Source organism: Methanothermobacter sp. THM-1 (assembly GCF_009914355.1).
Classification (GTDB): domain Archaea; phylum Methanobacteriota; class Methanobacteria; order Methanobacteriales; family Methanothermobacteraceae; genus Methanothermobacter; species Methanothermobacter wolfei.
In genome coordinates this window covers 1,194,955-1,218,651 of record NZ_CP044013.1, presented here as the reverse complement: position 1 = coordinate 1,218,651, position 23,697 = coordinate 1,194,955, and the positions used below count along the sequence as shown (strand labels likewise).

General features: G+C 42.8%; 28 protein-coding genes. 20 read left to right on the top strand and 8 right to left on the bottom strand.

Features of this window, described 5'->3' with window-relative positions; translation table 11 throughout:
* Positions 1–65 precede the first annotated feature (65 nt).
* The 9 genes from FZP57_RS06320 (at position 66) to FZP57_RS06280 (ending at position 6,771) form a co-directional block, all read left to right on the top strand.
* Positions 66–761, top strand: coding sequence for an endonuclease/exonuclease/phosphatase family protein (locus tag FZP57_RS06320; protein ID WP_013296121.1), 696 nt, complete (start codon positions 66–68; stop codon positions 759–761).
* A 155-nt stretch (positions 762–916) separates the two neighbouring features.
* Complete coding sequence (locus FZP57_RS06315) at positions 917–1,312, top strand: hypothetical protein (protein ID WP_048901217.1); 396 nt, start codon at positions 917–919, stop codon at positions 1,310–1,312.
* Between the two features lie 168 nt (positions 1,313–1,480).
* The gene (locus tag FZP57_RS06310; protein ID WP_048175579.1) at positions 1,481–1,684 is read left to right on the top strand and encodes an ATP-binding protein; all 204 of its coding nucleotides are present in this window, start codon (positions 1,481–1,483) and stop codon (positions 1,682–1,684) included.
* Positions 1,674–2,672 (top strand): tungsten-dependent formylmethanofuran dehydrogenase subunit FwdF, encoded by a 999-nt coding sequence (fwdF, locus tag FZP57_RS06305; RefSeq protein WP_013296119.1) that lies wholly within the window; start codon positions 1,674–1,676, stop codon positions 2,670–2,672. The genes FZP57_RS06310 and fwdF overlap by 11 nt, the downstream gene beginning before the upstream one ends.
* 32 nt (positions 2,673–2,704) lie before the next feature.
* A complete protein-coding gene (locus FZP57_RS06300) occupies positions 2,705–3,415 on the top strand; it encodes a Rossmann-like domain-containing protein (protein WP_010876558.1) in 711 nt (236 codons plus the stop codon).
* 2 nt (positions 3,416–3,417) lie between these two features.
* Complete coding sequence (modA, locus tag FZP57_RS06295; RefSeq protein ID WP_010876557.1) at positions 3,418–4,200, top strand: molybdate ABC transporter substrate-binding protein; 783 nt, start codon at positions 3,418–3,420, stop codon at positions 4,198–4,200.
* Positions 4,201–4,221: 21 nt separating this feature from the next.
* Entirely contained in the window at positions 4,222–4,929 is a 708-nt protein-coding gene (locus FZP57_RS06290) for a Rossmann-like domain-containing protein (protein ID WP_013296118.1), read from the top strand.
* Between the two features lie 125 nt (positions 4,930–5,054).
* Positions 5,055–5,720, top strand: a complete 666-nt coding sequence (locus FZP57_RS06285) for an ABC transporter permease (RefSeq protein ID WP_231855378.1) — start codon at positions 5,055–5,057, stop codon at positions 5,718–5,720.
* Positions 5,692–6,771, top strand: a complete 1,080-nt coding sequence (locus FZP57_RS06280; RefSeq protein WP_238337871.1) for an ATP-binding cassette domain-containing protein — start codon at positions 5,692–5,694, stop codon at positions 6,769–6,771. The genes FZP57_RS06285 and FZP57_RS06280 overlap by 29 nt, the downstream gene beginning before the upstream one ends.
* A 7-nt stretch (positions 6,772–6,778) precedes the next feature.
* On the opposite strand, the gene FZP57_RS06275 is transcribed toward FZP57_RS06280, so the two are convergent.
* The 5 genes from FZP57_RS06275 to FZP57_RS06255 form a co-directional block, all read right to left on the bottom strand.
* The gene (locus FZP57_RS06275) at positions 6,779–8,089 is read right to left on the bottom strand and encodes a formylmethanofuran dehydrogenase subunit B (protein ID WP_010876552.1); all 1,311 of its coding nucleotides are present in this window, start codon (positions 8,087–8,089) and stop codon (positions 6,779–6,781) included.
* Entirely contained in the window at positions 8,086–9,288 is a 1,203-nt protein-coding gene (locus FZP57_RS06270) for a formylmethanofuran dehydrogenase subunit C (protein ID WP_013296115.1), read from the bottom strand. The genes FZP57_RS06275 and FZP57_RS06270 overlap by 4 nt, the downstream gene beginning before the upstream one ends.
* A 17-nt stretch (positions 9,289–9,305) precedes the next feature.
* A complete protein-coding gene (locus FZP57_RS06265; protein WP_010876550.1) occupies positions 9,306–9,848 on the bottom strand; it encodes an FmdE family protein in 543 nt (180 codons plus the stop codon).
* A 77-nt stretch (positions 9,849–9,925) separates the two neighbouring features.
* Entirely contained in the window at positions 9,926–10,342 is a 417-nt protein-coding gene (gene tfx / locus FZP57_RS06260) for a DNA-binding protein Tfx (RefSeq protein ID WP_074359241.1), read from the bottom strand.
* Between the two features lie 29 nt (positions 10,343–10,371).
* On the bottom strand, positions 10,372–10,995 hold the full coding sequence (locus FZP57_RS06255; RefSeq protein ID WP_013296113.1) for an RIO1 family regulatory kinase/ATPase: 624 nt from the start codon (positions 10,993–10,995) through the stop codon (positions 10,372–10,374).
* Between the two features lie 149 nt (positions 10,996–11,144).
* Between FZP57_RS06255 and FZP57_RS06250 the strand changes: the two genes are divergently transcribed.
* From FZP57_RS06250 to FZP57_RS06230, 5 genes are all read left to right on the top strand, one after another.
* Positions 11,145–13,709 carry a hypothetical protein gene (locus FZP57_RS06250; RefSeq protein ID WP_191216088.1) on the top strand — a complete coding sequence of 855 codons (2,565 nt, stop codon included), beginning with the start codon at positions 11,145–11,147 and terminating at the stop codon, positions 13,707–13,709.
* Between the two features lie 192 nt (positions 13,710–13,901).
* A complete protein-coding gene (locus FZP57_RS06245) occupies positions 13,902–15,092 on the top strand; it encodes a site-specific integrase (RefSeq protein ID WP_191216087.1) in 1,191 nt (396 codons plus the stop codon).
* 240 nt (positions 15,093–15,332) lie between these two features.
* Complete coding sequence (locus FZP57_RS06240) at positions 15,333–15,767, top strand: hypothetical protein (protein WP_191216086.1); 435 nt, start codon at positions 15,333–15,335, stop codon at positions 15,765–15,767.
* Positions 15,768–15,921: 154 nt separating this feature from the next.
* The gene (locus tag FZP57_RS06235; protein ID WP_191216085.1) at positions 15,922–17,763 is read left to right on the top strand and encodes an ATP-binding protein; all 1,842 of its coding nucleotides are present in this window, start codon (positions 15,922–15,924) and stop codon (positions 17,761–17,763) included.
* 60 nt (positions 17,764–17,823) lie between these two features.
* Positions 17,824–17,985 carry a hypothetical protein gene (locus tag FZP57_RS06230; RefSeq protein WP_191216084.1) on the top strand — a complete coding sequence of 54 codons (162 nt, stop codon included), beginning with the start codon at positions 17,824–17,826 and terminating at the stop codon, positions 17,983–17,985.
* 13 nt (positions 17,986–17,998) lie between these two features.
* Here FZP57_RS06230 and FZP57_RS09615 read toward each other — a convergent pair whose 3' ends face one another.
* Entirely contained in the window at positions 17,999–18,133 is a 135-nt protein-coding gene (locus FZP57_RS09615; protein ID WP_255477753.1) for a hypothetical protein, read from the bottom strand.
* Between the two features lie 712 nt (positions 18,134–18,845).
* On the opposite strand from FZP57_RS09615, the gene FZP57_RS06225 reads away from it, so the two are divergent.
* Positions 18,846–19,253, top strand: a complete 408-nt coding sequence (locus FZP57_RS06225) for a hypothetical protein (protein WP_147670837.1) — start codon at positions 18,846–18,848, stop codon at positions 19,251–19,253.
* The gene (locus FZP57_RS06220; protein ID WP_191216083.1) at positions 19,254–19,511 is read left to right on the top strand and encodes a hypothetical protein; all 258 of its coding nucleotides are present in this window, start codon (positions 19,254–19,256) and stop codon (positions 19,509–19,511) included.
* Here the strand turns inward: FZP57_RS06220 and FZP57_RS06215 are convergent.
* Positions 19,486–19,809 (bottom strand): hypothetical protein, encoded by a 324-nt coding sequence (locus tag FZP57_RS06215; protein WP_191216082.1) that lies wholly within the window; start codon positions 19,807–19,809, stop codon positions 19,486–19,488. The genes FZP57_RS06220 and FZP57_RS06215 overlap by 26 nt on opposite strands.
* A 431-nt stretch (positions 19,810–20,240) precedes the next feature.
* Between FZP57_RS06215 and FZP57_RS06210 the strand changes: the two genes are divergently transcribed.
* The 3 genes from FZP57_RS06210 to FZP57_RS06200 all read left to right on the top strand — a co-directional run bounded on the left by FZP57_RS06210 (position 20,241) and on the right by FZP57_RS06200 (position 21,915).
* On the top strand, positions 20,241–20,825 hold the full coding sequence (locus FZP57_RS06210; protein ID WP_191216081.1) for a hypothetical protein: 585 nt from the start codon (positions 20,241–20,243) through the stop codon (positions 20,823–20,825).
* 110 nt (positions 20,826–20,935) lie between these two features.
* The gene (locus FZP57_RS06205) at positions 20,936–21,658 is read left to right on the top strand and encodes a metal-dependent hydrolase (protein WP_191216080.1); all 723 of its coding nucleotides are present in this window, start codon (positions 20,936–20,938) and stop codon (positions 21,656–21,658) included.
* 32 nt (positions 21,659–21,690) lie between these two features.
* On the top strand, positions 21,691–21,915 hold the full coding sequence (locus tag FZP57_RS06200; RefSeq protein ID WP_191216079.1) for a hypothetical protein: 225 nt from the start codon (positions 21,691–21,693) through the stop codon (positions 21,913–21,915).
* A 17-nt stretch (positions 21,916–21,932) separates the two neighbouring features.
* Here the strand turns inward: FZP57_RS06200 and FZP57_RS06195 are convergent, their stop codons facing one another.
* Positions 21,933–23,420: a sensor histidine kinase gene (locus tag FZP57_RS06195; RefSeq protein WP_191216078.1), complete on the bottom strand. Its 1,488-nt coding sequence runs from the start codon at positions 23,418–23,420 to the stop codon at positions 21,933–21,935.
* A gap of 16 nt (positions 23,421–23,436) precedes the next feature.
* On the opposite strand from FZP57_RS06195, the gene FZP57_RS06190 reads away from it, so the two are divergent.
* Positions 23,437–23,682 carry a hypothetical protein gene (locus FZP57_RS06190; RefSeq protein WP_191216077.1) on the top strand — a complete coding sequence of 82 codons (246 nt, stop codon included), beginning with the start codon at positions 23,437–23,439 and terminating at the stop codon, positions 23,680–23,682.
* Positions 23,683–23,697 lie beyond the last annotated feature (15 nt).

Here is a 23,697-nt window from a genome sequence, read left to right as displayed (position 1 = left end):
GCATCACAATTTTCTATAGGATAACTTAAGGTTCTGACATGGAACCTGAACCTGGGGGTGATTGAATGGAACTTAAGGTTCTGACATGGAACCTGAACCGGGCATCCTACAGGCGGAGGAAACTCTGGAGTTATATGGGGGAACTGGAATTTGATGCAGGATTTTTCCAGGAGGTCTACATGATACCCAATGAGGTAAGGTGGAATTACCATACCTTCCGCGGGGAGATGAACACATTACTTCTTCATAAGGATCTCATGCTGGATTCCATGAAAAGGAACTACCTTGAAATCTCAGACAACCACTGTATAGAAGATTTTTATGTTTCCTGCAGAATAGAAATCGGAGGAAATAGTCTTTCCCTCTTTAGCATATACAATTACATTGGGCCAGCAGATAGTGACTTTTCTGAGTTCCTTGACCTCCTGTATAACTACATTGAGGAGGGAGAGGACCTGATCATAATTGGCGGTGATTTCAACATCAATAAAAACTTCAGCCCATCCCTGAGGAGGTTAGCACTCCTTGCAGAGGAGATGACCGGAAGACTCTCTGAACTTGGATTCAGGGATGTTCTCAGGGAGGAGGAAGATCCATTCACATTCATGACACCTAACGGGGGGAAATACCAGATTGATTACCTCTTTGTCCCGGAAGGAGTGAAGATCCTTGACGTCTGGCACCCTCCGGCAGGTGAAATTATAGAGACCAGGCCAAGGTTATCTGATCATATACCCCTCAGGGTAACCCTGGAGATCTAGCACCCTGTGATTAATTTATTAAATATAATTTTACATAACCGGTGCATTGAATGGCACTAAATGGCCTCTTCAGTTGATTGATCGATTCCGATTTTTTGAACATTTAAAGGGCTTTCCAGATTAACCTTTATTATGCGTGTATTAATGAGTGAGTCATGCAGTACATGAACCCGGACCTTCTCTCAAGGGTCAGGGAGAAGCTTTACGCTGCCACGAAGAGCTCAGCATTCGCACTATCCCCCGATGGAGGATCCACACCGACAGCACCATCAAATCCAGGACAGCCACAGGCACCGGGTACATCAGCAGACAAGGGGGAGCCACATCACGAGGAATCACAGGGTTCAGATGTTTCAACATCAGCACCTGGAGTGGAGGCAGCAACTCATTCCTCAGCGGGCGAAAACCAGGGTAAGGCCTATGAGGTCAGCAGCGCCTCAGGTTCAGCTAACCCGGAGACCGGGCTACCTGTCTATGCCATAGTTGGTATAGTGGCGATAGTGGGCCTTCTAGGTCTGGGGTACTTCTTTGGACCTGGAAGAACAGATTAATTTTAATTTTTTATTTTTCAGGAAATATGTGAGGATATCCATTATAACTGCGGGGGTCTTCAGCTGCCATGTAAAACAGTACTGTTTTCATGAGGTCCATTAAGAAAGATTTATATATGGACTTTTGGAATATACGATATGCAAAAAATTACATTTCGAGGTTGGTCTATGATAGTCATCAATAGGGAGAAATGTAGCGGTGTTGAAAACTGCGCGGGAAAAGGCCTCTGCATTCTCATCTGTGAAAAGGATGCAATAATTGAGGACAACGGATTTCCCCTTGTGATAAATGATAAATGTGATAATTGTAGGCTTTGCATCTCTAACTGCCCAAACGGCGCTATTTCTGAGGTAGATACTGATGTTGGTTAATGAAAGGATGGGTTCTGAAAGGAGGACACTGAATTACAATCCGGATCTATGCACGGGTTGTGGGTTATGTTCAGAGACATGCCCTGTGGACGCTATAGATATAGCTCCTCTTCTCCCAATAGCGAGGGGTTTAATCAAAATGAACAGAGTGTCCTTCAACAAGGAGAAGTGTGTTCTATGTGGGTTATGTGCTTCAGTATGCATCTTCGGAGCCATAGATCTCCAGAAGGATGGTAAAAGCATAAGGGGCGCCGATGAATATCCGTTCTGGGACTTTAAACTTGAAATTGATGACGAAAAATGCTTTTTATGCGGTAATTGCGCCGATGCATGTCCAAGGAATGCACTCTTAACCATCAGGGATCTTCCTGAACGTAAATCCCTTGTAAAAGGGGAGATAAATGTATCAATGGAAAAATGCATCTATTGTGGTGAATGTGCAGCTATGTGTCCTGTATCAGCCATTGAAATAAGCTGGAGAGACCCGGATTCATCAAATATGGCGATAGCCGATGGAATCCGGGTGGATGAGGATAAATGTCTCTACTGCGGCATATGCAAAAGGATATGTCCTGTTGGCGCCATCCGTATGAGCTGTCTGACATGCATGTATAAGGAGGAACTGAAGGCCACTGTTGAGGGTGCTGTCATAACAATTGATGAAAAATGTGCTCACTGTGGTTGGTGTATGGAAATATGCCCGGCAAATGCGATCACCGTTAAAAAACCCATCAGAGGAACCATAGGCCAGGCAGATGAGCGATGCAGGGGTGAGTCATGCCACGCGTGTGTGGATGTTTGTCCCTGTAATGCAATCAGTATAATAAATGGTACTGCCCGGATCGATGAGAAATTCTGCGTATTCTGCGGAGCATGCTCCAGTGTCTGTCCCGATGGACTCCTCTCTATTGAAAGGTCTGAACTAAGGATCAGGAATCTAAAGTCAGTGGCATGGGAACACATCATAAAGACGGCACTCCAGAAATAAATGCCCGAAATTGCCATTATACTGGTGCTATTATGATACTTGATGATATACTGGATGAGATTGAGAACATGCCTGAAATCAGAGTAAGGGATGTGGCCATAGGCAGATCATGGACGGCTGTTTGGAGCAGCTCCTGCGGTATAGCCAGTAATAATGGATTCATCAGAGATTTTGAAATTCCAGAGATGACTCATGAATTACTTGAACTTTCAAGGTCATGGGACCCATTTTATTCCAGCCTGGGAATTGCTACTGTTAACTCAGTGATCGAGGGAGGTGGTAAACGATGCAATGCATTTGATATACTGATGGAGGAATGCCGAAATCGAAAAATCGCTATGGTGGGTGAATTCCCACGCCGCTACACTGACAGGATAAGGACGGTTTCGGACGAGTTCTATATTCTGGAGATCAATCCATTTAAGGTCAATCCTAAAAGGGGTGTTTTTCCTGAAACAGCGGCTGAACAGATTATCCCCCGGGTTGATGTACTTGCAGTGACTGGCAGCACACTGGTCAATCACAGCACAGAACGTTACCTTGCACTGGCAGAACTTGATGCTTTTGTGGCTATCATAGGACCCACAACGCCAATGACAGATGTTTTTTTTGAATACGGGGTTGATATGATTGCAGGGGTTGAAATAACTGATCCTGTTAATATTCTAAAGAAAATAAGGTTCAATGAGGGCATGTTACATGAAAAAGATGGAGGAATAATCTACAGGGTAATGGAGGCCTGATCATGGATAAGAAGATAATGGCGTTTGTAATAGGGTTGCTGATCCTTTCAGCGGTTACAGGAGCGTATCTTATCACAGGAAATTCAAAGACTATGAAGGGATCAGAGATCACAGTCCTTGCAGGGGCAGGGCTCATGAAACCAATGAATGAGATAATAACTAATTTTGAGAAAAAGACAGGAAAAAAGGTTAATGTTCAGTATGGGGGTTCAGGAGAACTTCTTGCAACACTGATGACATCAAAAAAGGGCGATGTACTCATAACAGGCGAATATACGACAATGGACAAGGCAAAAGAAAAGGGTTACATAATCAATGATACCATTGTGAATGTAACCTCACATAAACCCGTCATAGCCGTTAAAAGGGGAAATCCGAAGAACATAACCTCCCTTAAAGATCTGGGTAAAGAAAACGTGAGAGTTGCGATAGGAGATCCCAAGGCATGCGCGATAGGCAAAGTCGCCCAGAAAATGCTTGATAAAGAGGGCGTAAATATAAATGAAAATTTAGTTGCAAAGACTCCAACAGTTAATCAGCTCTTAACATACATCCTCTCAGGACAGGTAGATGCAGTTATAATATGGGAGGACATGTTGACATGGAACAACAGTAAATCAAAGCTGGAAATGATTGAAATCGAGGGAGCAAAGAACCAGACAATACCCGCAGCGGTCACTTCAATTTCAGGAAACGTTGAAACATCAAAAGAATTCGTTGAATACATTAAATCAGATGAGGCCAGGGTTATATGGGAAAAATGGGGGTTCAAAGTCATTTTCTGATTTAAACCAGGATCTGATACCATGATACATGAGTTTATCAGGGATAAAATGAACTATCTGATACATTCGTCAGCCATGGAGTCCACATATGTCGAGATCTCTGTGAAGAACCCTCTCCTTGATACATCAACCATCAAGGATTATCCTCTTGTTGAGGGGAGAGAGGTCATGCTCAGAGCGACTCTTGAAGATGGTACTGTAGGGGAGTGCTTCACAGCTACTCCCACTCATTTCAGAGGAACCCTCGGGGAACTTTTAGTAAAAGGGAAACAATCGTGTTTGATAGCTACTTTCAATGCACTCATGAGGAAGAAGGGTTTCATTGATAGGACAGTTCACTGCACTGGAAACGCTCCTGAAAGGTGTGCTGAATTACTTTCAGATTACCTTGAATTGCTGGGATATGACAGAGTTGCTTTGCTTGGGTTTCAACCGGCGTTTGTAAGGAAACTTCACGAGACATTTGGAGACAGATTGCAGGTTACAGATCTGAATCCTGGAAATAAGGGTAAAAAATATGGTGTAGATGTATTTGATGCAAAAAAAAGCAATAAGAAGATAATTCATAATTCTGATGTTTTAGTGGTAACCGGTTCTACTGTAGCTAACGGTACATTTGAGGATATCATGGCCATGGCATCAGATAAAAGAGTAATATTTTATGGAACAACGATAGCAGGGTTAGCAGCACTGATGGGAGTTGAACGGTTTTGTCCATTGAGCGAGTGAGTATTTTCAGAGGTACTTGCAGATTCTTTGCGGTCATCTTTGTGGCCGCATTTTTTATAATATGTATTTCACTCTGGACAGTATCCTCTCCGCAATCCATCCTGAATTCATTCACAAGTGCTGATATGATCCACTCAGTGAAATTATCTCTTTTAACATCCACTATAACAACAGTGATTGTGATGTTATCTGCGCTGCTCATTGCTTATTCACTATCAGAGGACTCCTTCAGAGGGAAATCCATTGTTAAAACAGTGCTGGATATTCCTATAGCATTCCCTGAAATTCTTATAGGTATAATGCTTCTCATATTTCTTGGAAACACCCCTCTAAATTATATGATGGATGGACTCGGTATTCAGATAGTCTTCACGGATCTTGGAGTCATCTGTGCACAGTTCTTTGTCTCTTTACCGTATACGGTCAGAATATGTTACTCCACATTCTGTAACATAGATAGGAGACTCAAATTTGTTTCCCGTTCCCTTGGATATACAGAATTTGAGACATTCAGGAATATCATGATCCCTTTATCAAGGGATGGAATATTAGCTGCAACAATAATTACCTTTTCAAGATGCATAGGCTGCTTTGGAGCGGTACTGATAGTTGCTGGAGGTACCTATCAGAAAACAGATACGCTGCCTATATCTCTGTATCTTAATTTATCCTATGGAAACGTGGAGATGGCTGTGGCATCCGGTATCTTCCTTATGATAATTTCATTCATAACAATATTTTTCCTTGAAAAAATGGGGGCTTATGGGAATGAGTTTTCTGGATATAGATAATTTAGAAATCGACCTTGGCGAATTCGTAGTCAGGGTAGATGAACTCCACCTTTCGAGGGGAGATTATCTTGTTATAATCGGCCCGACTGGTAGTGGTAAGTCTATCTTTCTTGAGACCATCATGGGGTTCTTTGAACCGATTTCGGGGACGATATCTCTTGATGGGGCGGATCTAACCACCCTCCCACCTGAGGAACGTGATGTTAGCATAGTATATCAGGATCACTGTCTCTTCCCTCACATGACCGTGGAGGAGAATATAGCCTACGGCCTTCGTAAGCAGACAGAGATGAAGGAAAATATTCACAGACAAGTCCATGAAATCGCAGCTATGATGGGTATAGATCACGTACTGAATAGATACCCTGGAACCCTCAGTGGAGGTGAGCTCCAGAGGGCATCGATAGCAAGGGCAATCATAGTGAATCCCCGATTGCTATTGATGGATGAACCATTCAGTGCCCTTGACCAGAGAACAAAGATATCCCTAAGAAAACTTATCGCAGATATCAGGGATAATTTTGAAACCACTGTGATCCATGTTACACATGACCTTGATGATATATGGTGGCTTTCAAATAAGGTGGCGGTGATGAACCATGGAAAAATCATTCAGATGGGTAAAAAGGAGGAAGTCATCAATAAACCATCGCCCTACTTTGTTGCAGATTTTCTGGGTGCTAATATACTTGAAGGGACTGTTGAAGGCCAGGTGAATGGGCTCACCTCTGTAAATGTTAATTCAAATATCTTCAGGACAGTTGACTGCGGGGAGGGGTCTGTGATACTTTCCATCAGACCAGAAAATATAATGATAGCAGCTGATCCGTTTATGGCATCTGCACAGAATATCTTCAAGGGTACAGTTGAAGACATTATAGAAACTTCAAGGATTGTTTATGTAAACTTGAGGATAGGGGATATAGTTCTGACCTCGGCTGTAACTCCAGGCGCAGTCACTGAGCTTGGTATAAGAACGGGCGAAGAGTTTCAAGTTCTGATTAAAGCCACGAATGTCTGTATCATAGGAGAAAAAAATAAAAATGGTTAGCAGATATTTATTCGCCTTTAATTGATTTAACCCTCTCAAGGATCTGTCTAAGAGTATGTTCGTTGCTCTCTGTTTCAGGGAATGGTGATGTTGTGAATGCCTTATGGTGGATGGGAACATTGTCAAAGCGGTAGAAGGTGCCGCTGGACTCCATAGCATCAATAACTCCAGGGATCACAACATCAGATACAAGTGTTGTTGGACATGGGGCAATATCTATGCATATTACAGGAATCTCTTTCATATACTCAACGCATTCTTTGGGGAGGTGAGCTCCAAGATCTGAACATATAACGAGGACCGCATCGGATTCTTTTCTCTGGAGAAGATCGACTATAGTTGTTTCTCCGGGGTTGTAGCGTGGATAACCCCTTGTAAAATCAACACCAAAGGGGAAACCATACTCCCATGAAGCCACCTGATTAAATCCTGCAACATTACAATGACCTCTTATGGCTCCTATTGTAAATTTGGTGTGTTCATTAAGTGCAGCTACCAGTTTGAGAACCATCTCAACGTTTCTATGCTTACCTTCTGATGATGCAAGTCCAAGACCTCCATAGATGGCTCCAAACTGCGCATTCAGCATTATGTCTGCGACTTCCTTTATGGTTTCAACTGATATCCCTGTTATACTCTCAATACTCCTGTGCGGTTCATTGCCCCTTATAACTGTAAGCAGTGCTGAAAAAAGTTCATAATCTGAGTTTGGTTTCAGCTGCAGATGGATATCGGAGGCTTTAGTTGTTGCTGTTTCACGGGGATCCACGGAGATGACAGTTCTATCTTTTTTACCACGTTCTCTGAAAAATCCGCGCATGAATATGCTGTAACGTGACATGTGGCGAGGCATGGAGTCCATAACATTTGTACCCCAATAAATGATGACGTCAGCTCTATTCTTTATCTCACCTGCCGTAGCAGCGCTCTGTCCAGCTTCCTGGATTCCCATTAATGTGGGGCCATGACATATGGTTGCATTTGAATCCACCATGGCATTTAGATACTCACCAAGTTCAAGACCTGCAGCCATGGCTTCAGTTGACATCTCACTACCCATGAATAGGGTTGGTCTTTTTGACTCTGTAAGTATCTCTGCTGCAGCGTCAAGGGCTTCATCCCATTCTGCGGATCTGAAACCACTTTCAGTTTTAATCTGGGGTCTAAGTATTCTGTGGGAGCTGACCATCTCCTGAAACTTTGCATTCCCCATCCTGCAAGCATTCCTTGTTTTTATTGTTTTCCCATCATAGAGAACCTCTATGTCATCACAAGACCCTCCGCAGACGGGACATGTCACATTTTTATAGACGCTCATTTTCCCACCCCGTATTCCTCTACAAGTTCCTCGGCACTCAGGATCCTTTCACCTTGTGAAGCCTTTCTAAGATAAACCGGCACTCCTTTATACATTGGGGAACCGGTTGACTCGGTATACGGTGGCGTTAGCACATTGGCCCATATACCTCTGGGTATGAATATTGTTCCCATCTGGATTCCAGGGTCCTCAACAGCTCTCAGAACAACTTCATTTCCATGTGATGATACGACAACATTTTCGGGTTCACCTAGGAGCTTATAGTCTTCAGGACTAATACAGCAGCGTGCACATTCATCTATATAATCATCTGTGAGTTTATTGCCTCCCTTTATTATCTGCCCTTCACGGATCGTACTTCCACTGTTGTAGATTACTTTAATTCCCTTTTTTGTGATGACTCTCCCTTCATCGGTCTCATTCTCTAGAATGTGAAGGTTCTTATTATAATTGATGTATAGATTACCCTCCGGATTTTTTTCGGATAGATCTCCTTTGAATAGGATCATAAGGGATCCATCTTCTTTGAATGTTGAGATCTCCTTGAATCCCGGGAGGAGAGAGGAGATCCGTCCATGAATTTTGATGATACCTGATACCATCTCTGCTCCGGGGGCCCTTCCAGCATCCCCGCGTACTGTTATTTCACCCCCATTCATTCGGATGCCGCAGAAATTACCTGCATCTCCACCTATATAAATTTCTCCGGCCATCATACCACCCCCAATATTGTTCCCTGCATTACCCTGTATAATGATTTTACCTCCTTTCATGCCACGCCACTCTCCCCTATATGCGCAGCCAACATAATCCCCCGCGTTTCCATTAATTTTTATGGTGCCACCATGCATTTCCATGCCGATCCATGAAGAAACATTTCCATTTACCTCTATTTCACCGCCTTTCATTTCACAGCCAAGCTGGAGTCCGACATCGCCGTTTATGATGATTTTTCCGGATTTCATCCCTGAACCGATATACTTCACCCTGCTGACATCCCCATCGATCCGTATTAACTGATCTTCATGGGATGTCTCTGCTATCTCAAAAAATTCGCCTAGGGGTCTTTTGATGTTCCCTTCGTATACTTGAAGGGAACGAATTTCATCAAGATCCAGCCCTTCAAACAGATCGGGTCTTATGGTATCTGCTTCCAGAGGTATCTGGAAATCTGATTTTGGTACCAACACAAATCCCATCTTTTTTCACCTCATGTTTATCTTTTCAGACAAGCTGGACAGAGATCCAGCTCATTTCTTTTTATGAAAGGTTCGTTGCAAAGATTACAGATTTCAATTATCTTCTTTTCTTTTTCTGGAACGATCACATCAACAAAATACCAGGAATATAGATTTTCACCGGCTCTTATGAGTTCTGGATTCACTTCTTCTGCGGATACCTTGCGGGTGTTCATGTACCATTCATGTATGATCGGGTAATTGACGGTCTTTTCAGGATCCAGTATTATTCTAAGAGCCTGGACTGTTTCTCCAGGCATACCCTTTCTGTTGATGATGACAGCCATTTTTCCAGTGTCCAGGATATTCAGTCTCCCATTTCCTATTGTTGATTTGCATATGGCCTGGAATGCGTCGGGTAAACAGTTTGTCGTTTCACATGTAACATAAATTTCTTCATCGACTTCAAAATCAAGGACCTTCCTGGCTATTAGTAACATATGAGCTCCTATGACACTGCCCGGGCTTGCGAACCCACTGAAATTTTTTATTAAATCAAGGTATTCTCTGACCTGCCCCACCTTTGATCACCACACGATATGCATATATCTGCATCTCGTTGTATATGGGAGGTACTATAAAAATTTTTTTATAAATTCTAGGAATTTAGATCGACGATAATTTCTCCGTCCCTTGTCACTCCTATTTCAAAATCGCTTTTAACAACCCTGTGAACGATCCTGTGGCTGGCCTTTTCCCTTATCAGAAATGCGAGTGTAATTGAGTCATGTATTACATGTATGCCCTCTTTATTTGATTCTTCCAATAATCTCTTTATAATTTCATCAAGGGTATCCCCGCGTCTGCAAAGTATTCTTACAGGTGATTTTAGGAATTTAACAAAATCTAGAGTGTTCCGGGATTTCTCTATGTTCTCCATGGCCTTTCTTTCTATTGCTGACACGTTCTGTCTTGTGGTCTTCAATTCCCTTGCAATCTTCTTCTGGGACCATCCCCTCTCCCTCATTTCAAGAACGGTTTTCTGTCTTTCGGTTAGGAAAGTTTTTTTACTCAGAATTATCCCTCCTAGCTCGATTATTCAAATTATAACCATTTAGGAGTATGACGTTCCCTCCTTATCAGGGCCCCTTTCTTCTCGATTTCCATGTATTCAGCCACAATTTTTGGATTTACAACAGTTTTTGAGTGATCTTCATAGGCACTCAGAAACCTTTTTATAAGGTGTTTTTTGTCATTCATGGACATCTGTGAGTTACTATCCATTATGAAGAAGCATAGTTTTCCAAGATCATCATAGGGATTCCCATAGTGTATATATTCAAAATCAACCCCAAAAATTTCTTTTTCTGTGAATATGAAGTTTTTAAGATTGCAGTCACCTTTTAAAAGGGTCTTTGACTGTTTTTTTATACTGTGGATTTCTGAGAACCACTTTCCAAGGCTTTCTGTCCATGTTGTGTCTGCCCTAGATATCAGGTCTCCAATGGTTTTTCCTTCGATGAACTCCTCAATCAAGATATTCTTGGATACACCAAGTATTCTAGGCACTCTGACTCCTTTATCCCTCAGTAGTTTCACATTTTCTGATTCGAGGTAAGATTTTTCGCTGGTTTTGTGTACTTTGACGATGAAACTTTCTGTACCTGATTGGATTAAGTATACATGGTTTCTCTTACTTTCAAGTCTTTTAAATCCATGAATCATCATATCTGCATTTCACACCCAGTTATTCTTTTAAAACTGATCTTTCTCCTCGGCAGAGTACTGCAGTTCTGTGGATTCACATACCTATTTATACACGAATTACATAAAAATGTAACTCGATATTTATGATTTAAATGGAGGTGAAAATTGAAATGAAAAACAAACTTCTGACTCTAGTGATCCCAGTGCTAACAGTGTTTCTTTTTACCGGTATCAGCTCAGCGACACCACTGGAAGATATTACACACCACATCTCAAATGACGCGGAGACTTCCCTGAACATATCAAACGCAGATGATATGATCCTTATAACAAATGCCGGTTCAGCAAGGTATTCCAACACCACAACAGAAGACGCGATACAGACCGTGATGGAAACAGTTCCTATAAAATATTCAAAGATTTTTCAGATGAACCAGCCGGACCATGACCCAACCTTCACATTTGCCGTGAAAAACAGCAAGGGATATTATGCAAGGAAATACACAGTTCTTCAGTCAGGGGAAGTGCTAAAAACACCCGTAGTATACATAGGTCTTGACATGACTGAAAACCAGTTCCAGCAGGCAAAGGCGAATCTGGGTTATGATGTGCTGAGCCTGCTGAGTGCATGGAATGCTGGCGCACCCAGTGATCTTTTAAAGGTGGCTGCGTGGACTGGAAACGTTAGCCCTGGTCTTATAGGGGCATACTCCGCTTCAAAACAGTTCATGGCCAACTATCCACTAACTTCAAATGCAACATCATATCATGTGATAGTCTCCACTGGGGGTGGTGATGATGACTTGCCAATGTTTTTCATGGATTCAACGCCTTTGAAGTGGGTTACAGTAGGTTCAGACACATTTTATAACTTCAAATCAGCATACACGGATGATTCCCATGAGAACATTTACATAAGATGGGATTCTCTCTCAAGGACAGGTGTGATGTTTTACTGGACCCTCTCAGATATGACATATAATGGTGGGGAGACACTTCAGGGACTTATAAAGAATGCTCAGTGTATAGGAATGCTCGCAACTAATCCATCAGCACTCTACAAGTTACTTAAAGCAACAAACATCGACTATCAGACCTTTAAAACACTATGGGATACTGGAATTGACAGCGAATACATTTCATCCATCCCGGTAACTCCAATTGAGTGGATAAGCACAGTCAGTGTCATCCCACGTGAGGAGTACAGTGCAATGTATGCCAGTGGTATTAATGCTGTCATGGTAGCCAATAGAGCCCTTCAAGCTGCTGGTTTTGAACCGCTTGACAGTGATGATCTTCTAATAACATCTGCAGGTTACTCAGAGACACAGGGAATCTCTGCTGGCGCCATTGATGGTATAATATCAGCAACAGGCATAAAATTTAAAAACATATACTCCCTCAAAAGAGGTACGCAGACACCTCTCTGGTACGTGTTCGTTAAAAAACCAGACGAAACGACAGGTCCACTCCACGCGGTTTTTGTTGATGGTAATGGAGCCATAAGACCGGTCACATATGGAGGGACACAGTTCAATGTGTTTGATATCAGCGCTGTAAACCTTGCCGGTGCTACGGGAACCGAAGGCTATCAGAAATCCCTCGCAGTCGCGTCAACCTATGGATACAGCATTCCCCAGTACGCACAGCAGGACTACTATATTGTGAGTCTGGCGAACCAATGGGCTTATGCTATGCCCTACGAGTTCGCTCTGGCTGCCACCGGGGGTGGATGTCCAGGGTCCGGTCTGGCACAGGGATACGTGCTTGCCAACATAATCCGATCATGGCTTCCTCTATCAGATGGGCAGTACTATGCATACATCGGTGTGCCTGCTCACTGTAAGGAACAGGTGCTCATGGAGGTCCTGGGACTCTCAGCAGCGAGAGGTAACTATTTCACGACAGGAACCAGAACAGCATCAGATGCCAGTGCAGTTGGTATTGCCATAAGGTGGGATCCTGTTAAGAACACGGGAAAGGCCATACTTGTATCCTACAATAAAGATGCAGTCAACGCCATACAGCCAGCATCTAACAGTTACTACAAAACAATGTACTGGGCTCTCTGGTACATTACACAGGCATTCCCTGGTAAAGAACTCTATGGTACAGTGACGTCTGCTTATTCCATTGCAAAATCAGTAACTCTGACATCAGGAGAGTTCAAGTCATTAATTGCTGCCAGTGATCCAGTGAGCTATATTAAGGACTTTGAAGATGTTACAGCACCATCTTTAAATGTGCGAGTAGATGACTCCACACTGTACATGGATATCAATGAGGAAGGGACGATCTTCTATTCCTTTGATGGCAGAACATGGAATGTTTACAGTGCACCTGTCAAACTGGGTAAGCATGTAAAGACAGTCTATTACTATGCTGTTGATCTTGCAGGAAATGCCCATCAGGTAGGCAGTATAAGTGTTCCAGAAAACCAGGCTCAGAACACACCAGAAGTTTCCTATGGATCAGTGACAGCAGGAAAAGCTTCAGTGATTTCGTGGATCATGAAAAGAATAAGATCTGATGACTCCAGTGCTGTGGTCGAAGAGGTTACCGGTCAGGGAACATCATCACCAGTAAATCCAGCGGAGCATCCCGGCAGTGCATCATCAAGCTGGTTTATACCTGTGTATGCGGCAATTATTCTGGCTGTCGGGGGTCTGGGCATGTACCTCTTTAGGAGAAGGGCCAGCAGATCCAACGAGGCAACATGGCAACCGGGCAAATAATCCATCACCTATTTCTTTTTTTATGAACTGAATGATGCAGATGTCAGTTTTAATTTTCAGGGTCTTATGTCCGTGTGGACCTACAGCTACCTTCGTAATAGGTCACTATTACGAACGTATGGTCCGAATAAACACTATTTGTAATAAGATATTTAAGGGACAGTATTAAATAATATTTTTGGAGGAGAGTGTATGAAGTTTGGAGATTCGGACCATGTGATATTTGAGACGTGGGTACTTAGGAAGGGTTTGGAGAAGTCCACCTTCAAAACATACCTCCAGTGCCTCAAGAAGTACTGCATGGTCACAGGTATGACCCCTGCAGAACTCATAACTGAGGCTGAGGAAGAGGAGGAAGCTGGCATCAGGATGAGAAACCGAAAGATAAACCTGCATCTCCTGAAGTTCAGAAGGACCCTTGAGGATGAGGGCAAGGCCCCCTCCACCATCAGCCTTTACTATTATGCCGTAAGGTCATTCTATGAGGCCATGGACATCACAATGCCAAAACTCAGACAGCCCTCAGGGGACATCTGCCTGGAGCAGAACTACGGTAAACTCATCACAAGGGAGGAACTCAGGACACTTGTGAGTATGGCACCACCTAGGGAGAAGGCCCTCATCTACCTCATGGCACTCTCAGGTATGGCGCAGGCAGAGGCCAGGAGGCTCACCATCAGGAAGTTCCTGGAGGCTGCAGGTGATGTCATTGGTCGTGAACTTGAAACGGTTGAGGACCTCTTCAATGCCAGGGATGAAGTCATGGATGAGATCATAACCCTGGATATTGTCAGGAAGAAGGTGAACTACCGCTACATGACCTTCATCCCACCTGAGGCCACAAAGGAGATCCTGAATTACCTCAAGGAGAGAATGTACGGGAGGAATGAGAAGATACGTATCAGGAATTATGATGGGGCCCTCTTTGTTAAGAGAAATGGTGAGGATATTGATAGGGATATCATCGTAACGAATTTCAGGCGTATAGGCCTTGAGGCGGGTTTCAAGAAGAAGGATGGTGCCTACAGTTTCTGGAGGGCCCATGCACTCAGGAAGTACTTCATATCCACCATCATTAACAAGCTGGGTGACAAGGTCCTTGCGGATTTCCTTGCAGGTCATAAGATTTCTGATGTGGATAGGGCCTACTGGTACATGGATCCTGAGGACCTCAAGAGGAGGTATATGAAGGCCCTCCCATATCTTTCAATTGATGGTGTTGAGGTGAGGACCATTGAGGATAGGGATTACAGGCGCCTGAGGGAGGTTGAGAAGATTTATAACCAGATGAAGGAGGAGATTCAGAAGACCGAGAAGCTCATAAGGATATTCAAGCAGTACCCTGAGATCAATGAACTTTTGAGTAAGAGAATTCCTGACTAGGGGCCCTGTCTGGTTTTTTATTCACCATTTTTTATCACGCTTGCTTATCACACATGCTACTTTTAGTAATATTTATATAGTGTTATTTTAATACAATTATTGTAATAATTTTGGAGGTGTTGTTATGAATAATGTTGGTGAAGATGATATCAGGGAGATACTGGAGGCCATTGATGCATTTGAGAGGCTGGTTAAACTCCTGGATGATGCTGAAACACTTCTGAGGGAGTGATTACGTATATGCAGAAGGTTCTGGTCTCTGCCAGGTGCAAGCCTCAGTCCAGGGTGATCATAAAGAACAGTAATTACAGCTATGGGGATGCCATCGACTACTTTGCCAGTAAGATCAGCAGCGAGACCACAAGGCTACTTGTTGAGATTGAGCTTCTGAAGGATGAGATCGGTGAACTTGAGGATGTCCTTAAGAAAACTCAGAGGAAGATTGAGGAGAAGCGGGAGTACCTCAAATTTCTTGAGTCCAGGTACTCTGCTGATTTTGAGGTTGATGAGAAGATCCTGGAATCAATCAGGTCCATTAGGAGCATAGCTGAGGTTTTTGACTGTGATCCTATGGAGATCAATGAGTTCACAGGTAATGACACTATTGGTTTCCATGCCATGAAGTGTGGTATAACCAAACTTGAACTCGAGGAGCTCCTGAGAATGAACATTTAACCTTTATTCTTTTTGTGTAGTGTCTCAATAATTTTTTCATAGGGTATATGGTTCCTATTTGACTAGTCAGTATCCTCTTTTAACAATATCAATCACAAAATTTAATAATTCGACCAATACAAGTATTCTCAGAAATAGGGGGAGAGTGCTATTATTGAAAATTTCAAAGATTTCGTTTGAAAATTTCAGGTCTTTTAGGAACTCTAACGTCAATATAAGTGATCTTAATGTTTTTATGGGTAAAAATGACCAGGGCAAGTCTTCAATTCTTGAAGGTCTGGATGTGTTTTTCTATGATGGTAAAGGAAGTATTAAAGCGACGAAAGATGATTTGAATAAGGATGCTGTAAGCGAGGGCATTAATGAATTTGCCATAGGTGTTCAATTTGAGGAATTTCCCGATCCTATTATTATAGATGAAACGAATGAAACATCCCTAAAGGAGGAATACTTGCTTAATAAGGATGGAAAATTGGAAATTTGGAAAAGATTTAAAAATGGAAACCTTTCATCTACACAGATAAAATGTTATCATCCATGCAATGATGAGTTTCTATGTGCCCTAATAACAAAAAAGATAGGTGAACTCAGGGATTTTATTGATGAACATGGACTGGTAGTATCTGATAGAAGGAAAGCTGCTGAAATGAGGAAGGCTATAAGAGATTATTTTTCAAAAAGAGATGGTCGATTAATTTTCAAAGAGGTGTATATCCCTATTGACGGGACAGATTTGAAAAAGGTCTGGGATAAATTAAAAATGCACATGCCTGTTTTTAATTTGTTTGCAGTAGACAGGGAAAATCTGGACAGAGATTCTGAGCTACAAGATCCTCTTAAAAGTAGGATAAAAGAAATATTCTATAGAGAGGATGTCTTAAACAGATTAAATGAAGTTTCAGAGGAGATTGACAATGAAATCAGAGCATTTGCGGAGAACACAATTGAGATGTTTAGGTTACTGACTAAAAATGAAACAGAAATCACTCCGTCTATACCGTCTACAGAGGATTTGAGATGGGATTGTGTATATAAAAACATCGGATTTAACACAGAAGACGATATACCTATGAATAAAAGGGGTAGTGGTTTCAGAAGGCTTGTTCTTTTGAGCTCTCTCATTGCAAGAATAAAGGAAGAGGTAGATAATGAAGTAAATGTAATTTATGCAATAGAGGAACCTGAATCTTCTTTGCATCCAAAATGGCAGAAAAGACTTGTAAAGGCTCTTATAGAGTTAGCAGAAAGAGAAAAGTATCAGTTTTTTTTAACCACTCACAGCCCCAATATGATGCGCATCTTTGAAATAGAGTGTATAAAATATGTCGAAAGAGATTCTGAGGGATCCAAGGTTTACGATTTTAATGAAGATGTAGGAACTAAGATTATAAAAACAATGGGTCTTCTTCCAGATATAGGCAAAGTTGTTGTATGTGTTGAAGGCCCAACTGACAAGGACTTCCTTTTGAATATTAATCAAAATATTGAAGAACTAAAAAGTATTATAGACTTGGAAAAAGAGATGGAAGCTGGAACTCTAACGATTATGCCAATGAATGGATCTCGTCTCAAAGATTGGATTGTCAGTCGCGTTCTAGAAAATACAAATGCTCTTGAATTTCATTTATATGATAGTGATAGAGGTAGCGACAATGAAAATCAGTATCTTGAGGCTATTGAGAAAGTCAATCAAAGGGGAGATGGATCTTATGGAACTCTTACAGAACTACGCGAGATAGAAAATTATGTCCCAAAGGATGTAATCGAGGAGTGTTTTGGAATTGAGCTCGATCCTAGTGATGATTGGGGTGAGGATATTCCAGAACTGCTGATTAGTAAAGGCGTAAATATGGAGAAGAAAGCTATAAAGAATAAAATTTGCAACCAATGCTGTAAAGAGATTAGAAAAGATCATCTCACGAGAATGGGAACATGGAATGAAATCGAAGGATGGTTTTTGAAAATAAGGGATATGATGGAAAGATGTAGAAGATAATGTGATATAATACACTTGATTACTTCTTATTTGTGGATAAATAAAGTGAGAGGTGTTATTTTGGCTGGCAGCAGACCTGGTGGCGGTTTTAAGAACACAAAACCCGTTGTTGTGAGGCTTTACCCTGATGAGGTTGAGGCCCTGAAGAGGAGGGTCCCGCCGAGGAGCACGATGAGTAACTACATTCGGAAGATAATTCTTGATCACCTGGAAAAAGAGTAATTGGGACTCGAATCTAGTTGTTTTTGCCTTTAATGTCACTGATTTTGTCTGTTATGATTTCCTGCAGGAGTTCTTCCTCATCCATGCCCTTCAGGAGGGCCATGAATCTGAGGTCCCTCAGCAATCTCTCAGGTAGTTCTATGATCATCTGCACTTTTTTATTAGAGAACCGTCTCCAGGAATTATCCAGATTAACACCTCCTGATCTTATAATTAATTTAATAATAAAATAATCATTTTTAGTATTTATATACTCTCATTGTATATCATGATATACACATACTGTATATAACCCAGCGAAGGTCTCCTGGAGAAAACCCTGATATATATATCGTGTATATGTATATCAGGACGGCCCTACAGGCATACCTTCAGCGTATATCACCCCCACACCCCCCGATATACACACCATGTATATCGGATGATGTATTACAATATCTGTATATCGATATCAGCCCCGACTGGGGGGTACCCTCGGAGAGTTATATACACCCCATGTATATCATGATATACACATCCTGTATATCAGACATATGGGGGGTCCTGGAGTGGGGCCAGTTTTTATGGGCGCTGGATCTAACTTGTACACCCCACCCGCCCACCCCCACCAACCCCCTTCAACAATCCCATATTTATGGATGGCTTAAATGAGATTCACAGGTTTACCTGCTGTTTCTGTACCCATAAATTTTTATTACTTTTTTTATTCAGTTTAATATGAAAGTGTCGGTGGACAGGTCCCACATGCAATTAATTATGAAATTCAGATTGTGTCCCTCTCCAGCCGAATCTCCCCCCCCTCAGGGTGCCTCCACCGCTGTGGGCCTGTCCACGGCATTAAACCTTGTGGAGGTCTGGAATTGAGTGAGTATGTCAACAGTGAGGCGTTCTTGAATCGCCAGAATGACCTCAAGAGGTCCCTCATGCAGGAGAATTTTGATGTTCTGAGTATCAGGGAGCGTGAAATGCACCTCATGCTTGCAGGTGATGGTGAAACTGTTTTTCTGTTCATGGTCCTCCTGCCATACATGGAGGTCTTTGAACTCCCCAAGGCTTACATCTGGAAGCTGAGGAGACTTGCAACCAGGTTCAGGGCGAGGCCCTTTGTCACGACTCTGATACCTGAGGTGAGGCACTGGTTCTTTGTACCCCTCACGGCCCTCAGGGATGACGGGTCCTCCTTTGTCCTGGACGTGGAGTCCTGCAGGCACAGGGGTTTCTACCTGCACAGGCTGATTTCAGAGGAACTCCAGCAGAGGTTGATGTAGGTGGTGATTGGAGTGTCAGGTTCAAGGATGGTTCGCGGCAGGCTCTTCATGGATAGGATCACAGGTAATTACTATTTCTTTGTCCCTGATGAGCCTGTGTATATGGAGTGGTTTGATGAGTACCTTGCAGTTCTGTATCTGATGCCTGATGAGGCCAGGTACCTCTTCACTGAGGATGAACTCCTGGATGTTGACAGGGATGGCTTCTCATTTGTTTCAATGCAAAAAGAGGTTATTGAGGAGCTTTCGGTGTCCTAGCCACTGGTTTCAGCGTTTTCCCTATGTATTTTGATTTTGTTTTTCCGTTTTCTTTCCAGTAGGCGTACCAGTAGGGACCGTGTGGACATTTCTTACAGCCCTTTTTCCCGCAGCGTACCTTTTCAAGCCTGTAGGTTACTGAGGCAACGACTCCCCTGCTCTTACCTGAGGACTCGTCTTTGACCTCAGAGGACTGTCTTTCCAGGGCCCTGATTCTTGCATCTATGTAGTCTTTCATCTCCTGCAGGGTTTCAACGTCTTTCTGTCTGTCTACTATCGCGGTGAATGTCTTTATCATCACCATCACCATACTTTCTTATGTAACTTTTTACATATAAATCTTGTTCATGGTTACATAAGAATCGGTGGCTGACCATGACCCCCACTGCATCAGGATTATTATCAAAATAGTCGGTTCCTGCTTTGAGGTTACATGTAAAAAATTATTATTATATTAGTATCCGCCCTGAATTGACATTAGGTAGAAAGATAGTGAGAATATCCTTTTTACCTGTCGATGGAATTTTACCTGTAGTCTTCTCAATAGGTCAAAATGCACCACTGGATTATTAGGAACCTGTTTTTTAAGGCTTTTTTAGTGTGGGGGTGTTGCTGTGTGTCATGGCCATCACCACCATTAAACACCCCTCATAAATAATAATTTTAATGAGATTGCTCATAAAATATTAATACTTGATTAGTTAATAGTATCATTACAGGAGGTGGAACATGGTTGAAAACAAGATTCTGGATGCATTGAATGATGGTGAAAGTGTTGCAGTGCACCATAAGGATATCGAGGAATACCTGGACCTGGAAACATGCCATGAGAAAATATACCTCAGGAATATAAATCCTGCGAAGGAGGTTGCAGCGGAGATACTATCGGAGCTCTCCACGGCATCGAGGAACACCATATACAAGAAATACACGACCAATGAGATTGTTAACGAGATAAAAAAGAAGGCAAAGAACAGGGATGTGCTCATAGTTTTCAATGACCTGCAGCAGATGTCAAATAGCACCGTCAGGATCTTCCTGGATATCCTGGAAAATCTGCAGATCTTCTGCAGCATCAGGGGCGGGACGAAGAATCACCACAAGAGGCTCCTGAAGAAACTGGTTGTTATCAGGGACCCTGAGGATGAGATGGTGGATATAACTCTCGCCGTTATTGCCCTGATATCCATACTTGCAGCGATTGCCTACTTCAAGATCTCAATGACTTTTACAGGACCTCAGGCCTATGTGATCCTTGGATCGCTCTGGTTTGCGTTGTTAATTGGCAGGACGATGCTCTGGATAAAAGACTGAGGAGGACATCCATTGAATGATTTTGCATATCTCCTTTTACTGGGCCCTGCGGTCATCTTCTGTCTGTTTTGTGGATGGTACTTCCTCTGGCTCTACATGGCAGGGATAACGTGAGATGGCATACGCACGCCATATTCGCCGTGGTTCTCGGCGCTATAATTGGCTACATAGTTGGATCAGACCTCACGCCACGCTTCTTTGTTATGGTAATCGTATCAAGTATACTCCCTGATATTGCAGAAAGGGCGTTTTATGAGACTCACAAGAGGCAGCTGCACAACATTTTCCTCCTAATCCCCTGCGCCATCATCTACTTCTTCTATGATATTACAGTTGGGGCGGCCCTCACAGCGGGTATAATGTCCCATATCCTCCTTGACTGTCTGACACCTGTGGGCTGTCCCCTTCTGATGCCCTTTAGCAGGATAAGGTTCAGTGTCAGGTGGAGGTACAATGATGCCAGGGCAAGGGAGAAGAGGATCCTTGCAGCTGGAGTACTCTTTGCTCTCCTCGCGGTTCTGGTAATTGCAGCGCAGGGCACATCAATCTCAGCCATCTCTGCATGGGCAGGCAGGGAAGGCGCCTATGTGAATTCAACGTACCCTGGTTTTCATGTGAGTATCAGTAACCCCCAGAAGGACATGTGGTTCCATTCTTTTCCCAACGGCAGCGTCTTTATCGACGTGATTGATTCAGTGAATCCATCGCGAGGTCATTACAGAGCGAGGCTGGTGAGACCTGCAGCACTGGTGAGGTCTGGAAACAGGCCATTGAATAACGCATCAAACAATACGACTCAGTCTGCAGGTACAGGAGAAAACGGGACGGGGTGATAGTTCTGACAGGATCTGATATTGATGATTTGGTGAAATTCATATCCAAGCTTGAATATGATCACGGGAAGAAGATATTCCTCCAGAGGGTCTACCTGGACCTCCATACTGCCTGCAAGCTTCATATTCTGAGCTTCATTGAGGGGAGGTCCAGAAGCGATATCTCAAGGATGGCCATCAGGAGGATAATCGAGGAGTATGAGGATGAAAATGGGAACCTGATTAACAGGGCAAAAAGGGAGTTGATGTGGATATAAACAATTTATATTGTATTTCATCTTCTTTTTTTGTATTCCAGTTCCCTGAAGGGTATTATGACCTCGGTACCCCTATCCTCTTTTGTGAGTATCCTTAATTCACCTTCTAATTGCTGTGCAAGGCTCTTTACAAGGCTGAGACCTGTCCCTTCTTCCTTATCTGTGAGTCCTACTCCATCATCTGCCACTCTTAAGTGGTATTCTGAATCCTTTTCCTTTACTTCAATGTGAACACTTCCCTTGTTTTCTGGAAATGCGTGTTTGATGGAGTTTGTTACGAGTTCGTTTATTATGAGGCAGAGGGGCATGGCCGTTTCCAGGTTGAGTTTCAGGTCTGTGTTGATATGGAAATTTATGTTGTGTGCGTTGAACAGTGACCTCAGGTGTTCTGTTAGTCTAGATACGCATGACCTCATATTGACCATGGTATAGGTTTCAGCGCTGTAAATGGACTCCTGGATTATGGCCATGGCCTTTACTCTGGTGAGGATTGCCAGCAGGGCTTCCCGTGCCTTTTCATCTGCATCATGTAACTGTATGTTTATGAGGCTCGTTATTATCTGGAGGTTGTTCTTGACGCGGTGATGGAGTTCCCTGAGAATGGCCTCTTTTTCAGTTATGTTTGCCCTGAGGTCCTCCTGTATTTCTATGAGTCTTGTGACGTCCATTAGTGAGATGATGCCTCCCTCGTCGAGGGGTATGGCCCATCCTGTGAAGTATCTCTCATCTATTTTGAATGTGTGGATTGGCTGTGGCAGGTTTTTGTTTTTCAGGTTTTCCTTCCAGAGTTTCTTTAGATCCACTTTGAGGTTTTTCATTGCAGTGTTTATGTGCAGGGGTTCTCCATTTTTGTCAAGGACTGCGATTGCTTCTTCAAGGTTTTCCACGACTTTCCTGAAGAATTTCCAGGTCCTCTCCATCCTCTTCTGGTTTTTTATTCTTTCTGCATCTACTCTGTTGAGTCTGTAGGCTGTGAAGGTTATTATTATGATTATGAGTGCAAGGTTCAGTGCTGCGATGAAAACCTCTGCGGAGAAGGGGAGGTATCTCTTGCTGCTGATTATTATGAATGATGTGATGGTTACGGCGCCTATGATGATTGGGATGAGCATTCTCCCCGTGTAACCTCCTATGTTATGGGAGTATATTGGTTCGACGACCCCCTTTGATGGGTGGGTGCTGAGCAGTCCTACTGCCACAAATACCATCATTGCAGAGGATGTTATGCATACTCTGAACTGTGGTAATGTCTCTGATATGCCTGTGATGTTTGAGAGGAATGATGCATATGCCACTGTGCCTGCAGTGTAGCTGATGATCTGGGCTGCAGAATAGTATCTTATGGTGAACAGCACTACGGCTATTGCGTAGGCTGCGATTATTGTTGAGGTGATGGTGCAGGCTGCTGGCAAGTGGAGGTTGAGGAGTCCCTGCATGCATTTACAGTTTCCACTCATCTGCAGCAGTATCAGGAGAACTGCGAGGATTAGAGATGTTATCTTCATTGAGGTCCTCACTGTGATGATTGAGATAGCCAGAAAGATGAAACTCGTGAATACCACTGGATTTGTATCCAAGAAGTGTCTTATTTCAACCAGACTCGATGGTCCTGTTAACCATAAAATCAATGAAAGCATCGATAATATCAGGACAAAAATGCTCATTGAGAGCGTTAGTTTCCCATCAAGAGATTTTAAGTTTATACCTTTTAGCGGCATTTTAATCACCATTTCACTTATAAACCCTGATTTCATAAATATTTTTTGAAATAATCTCTAAATG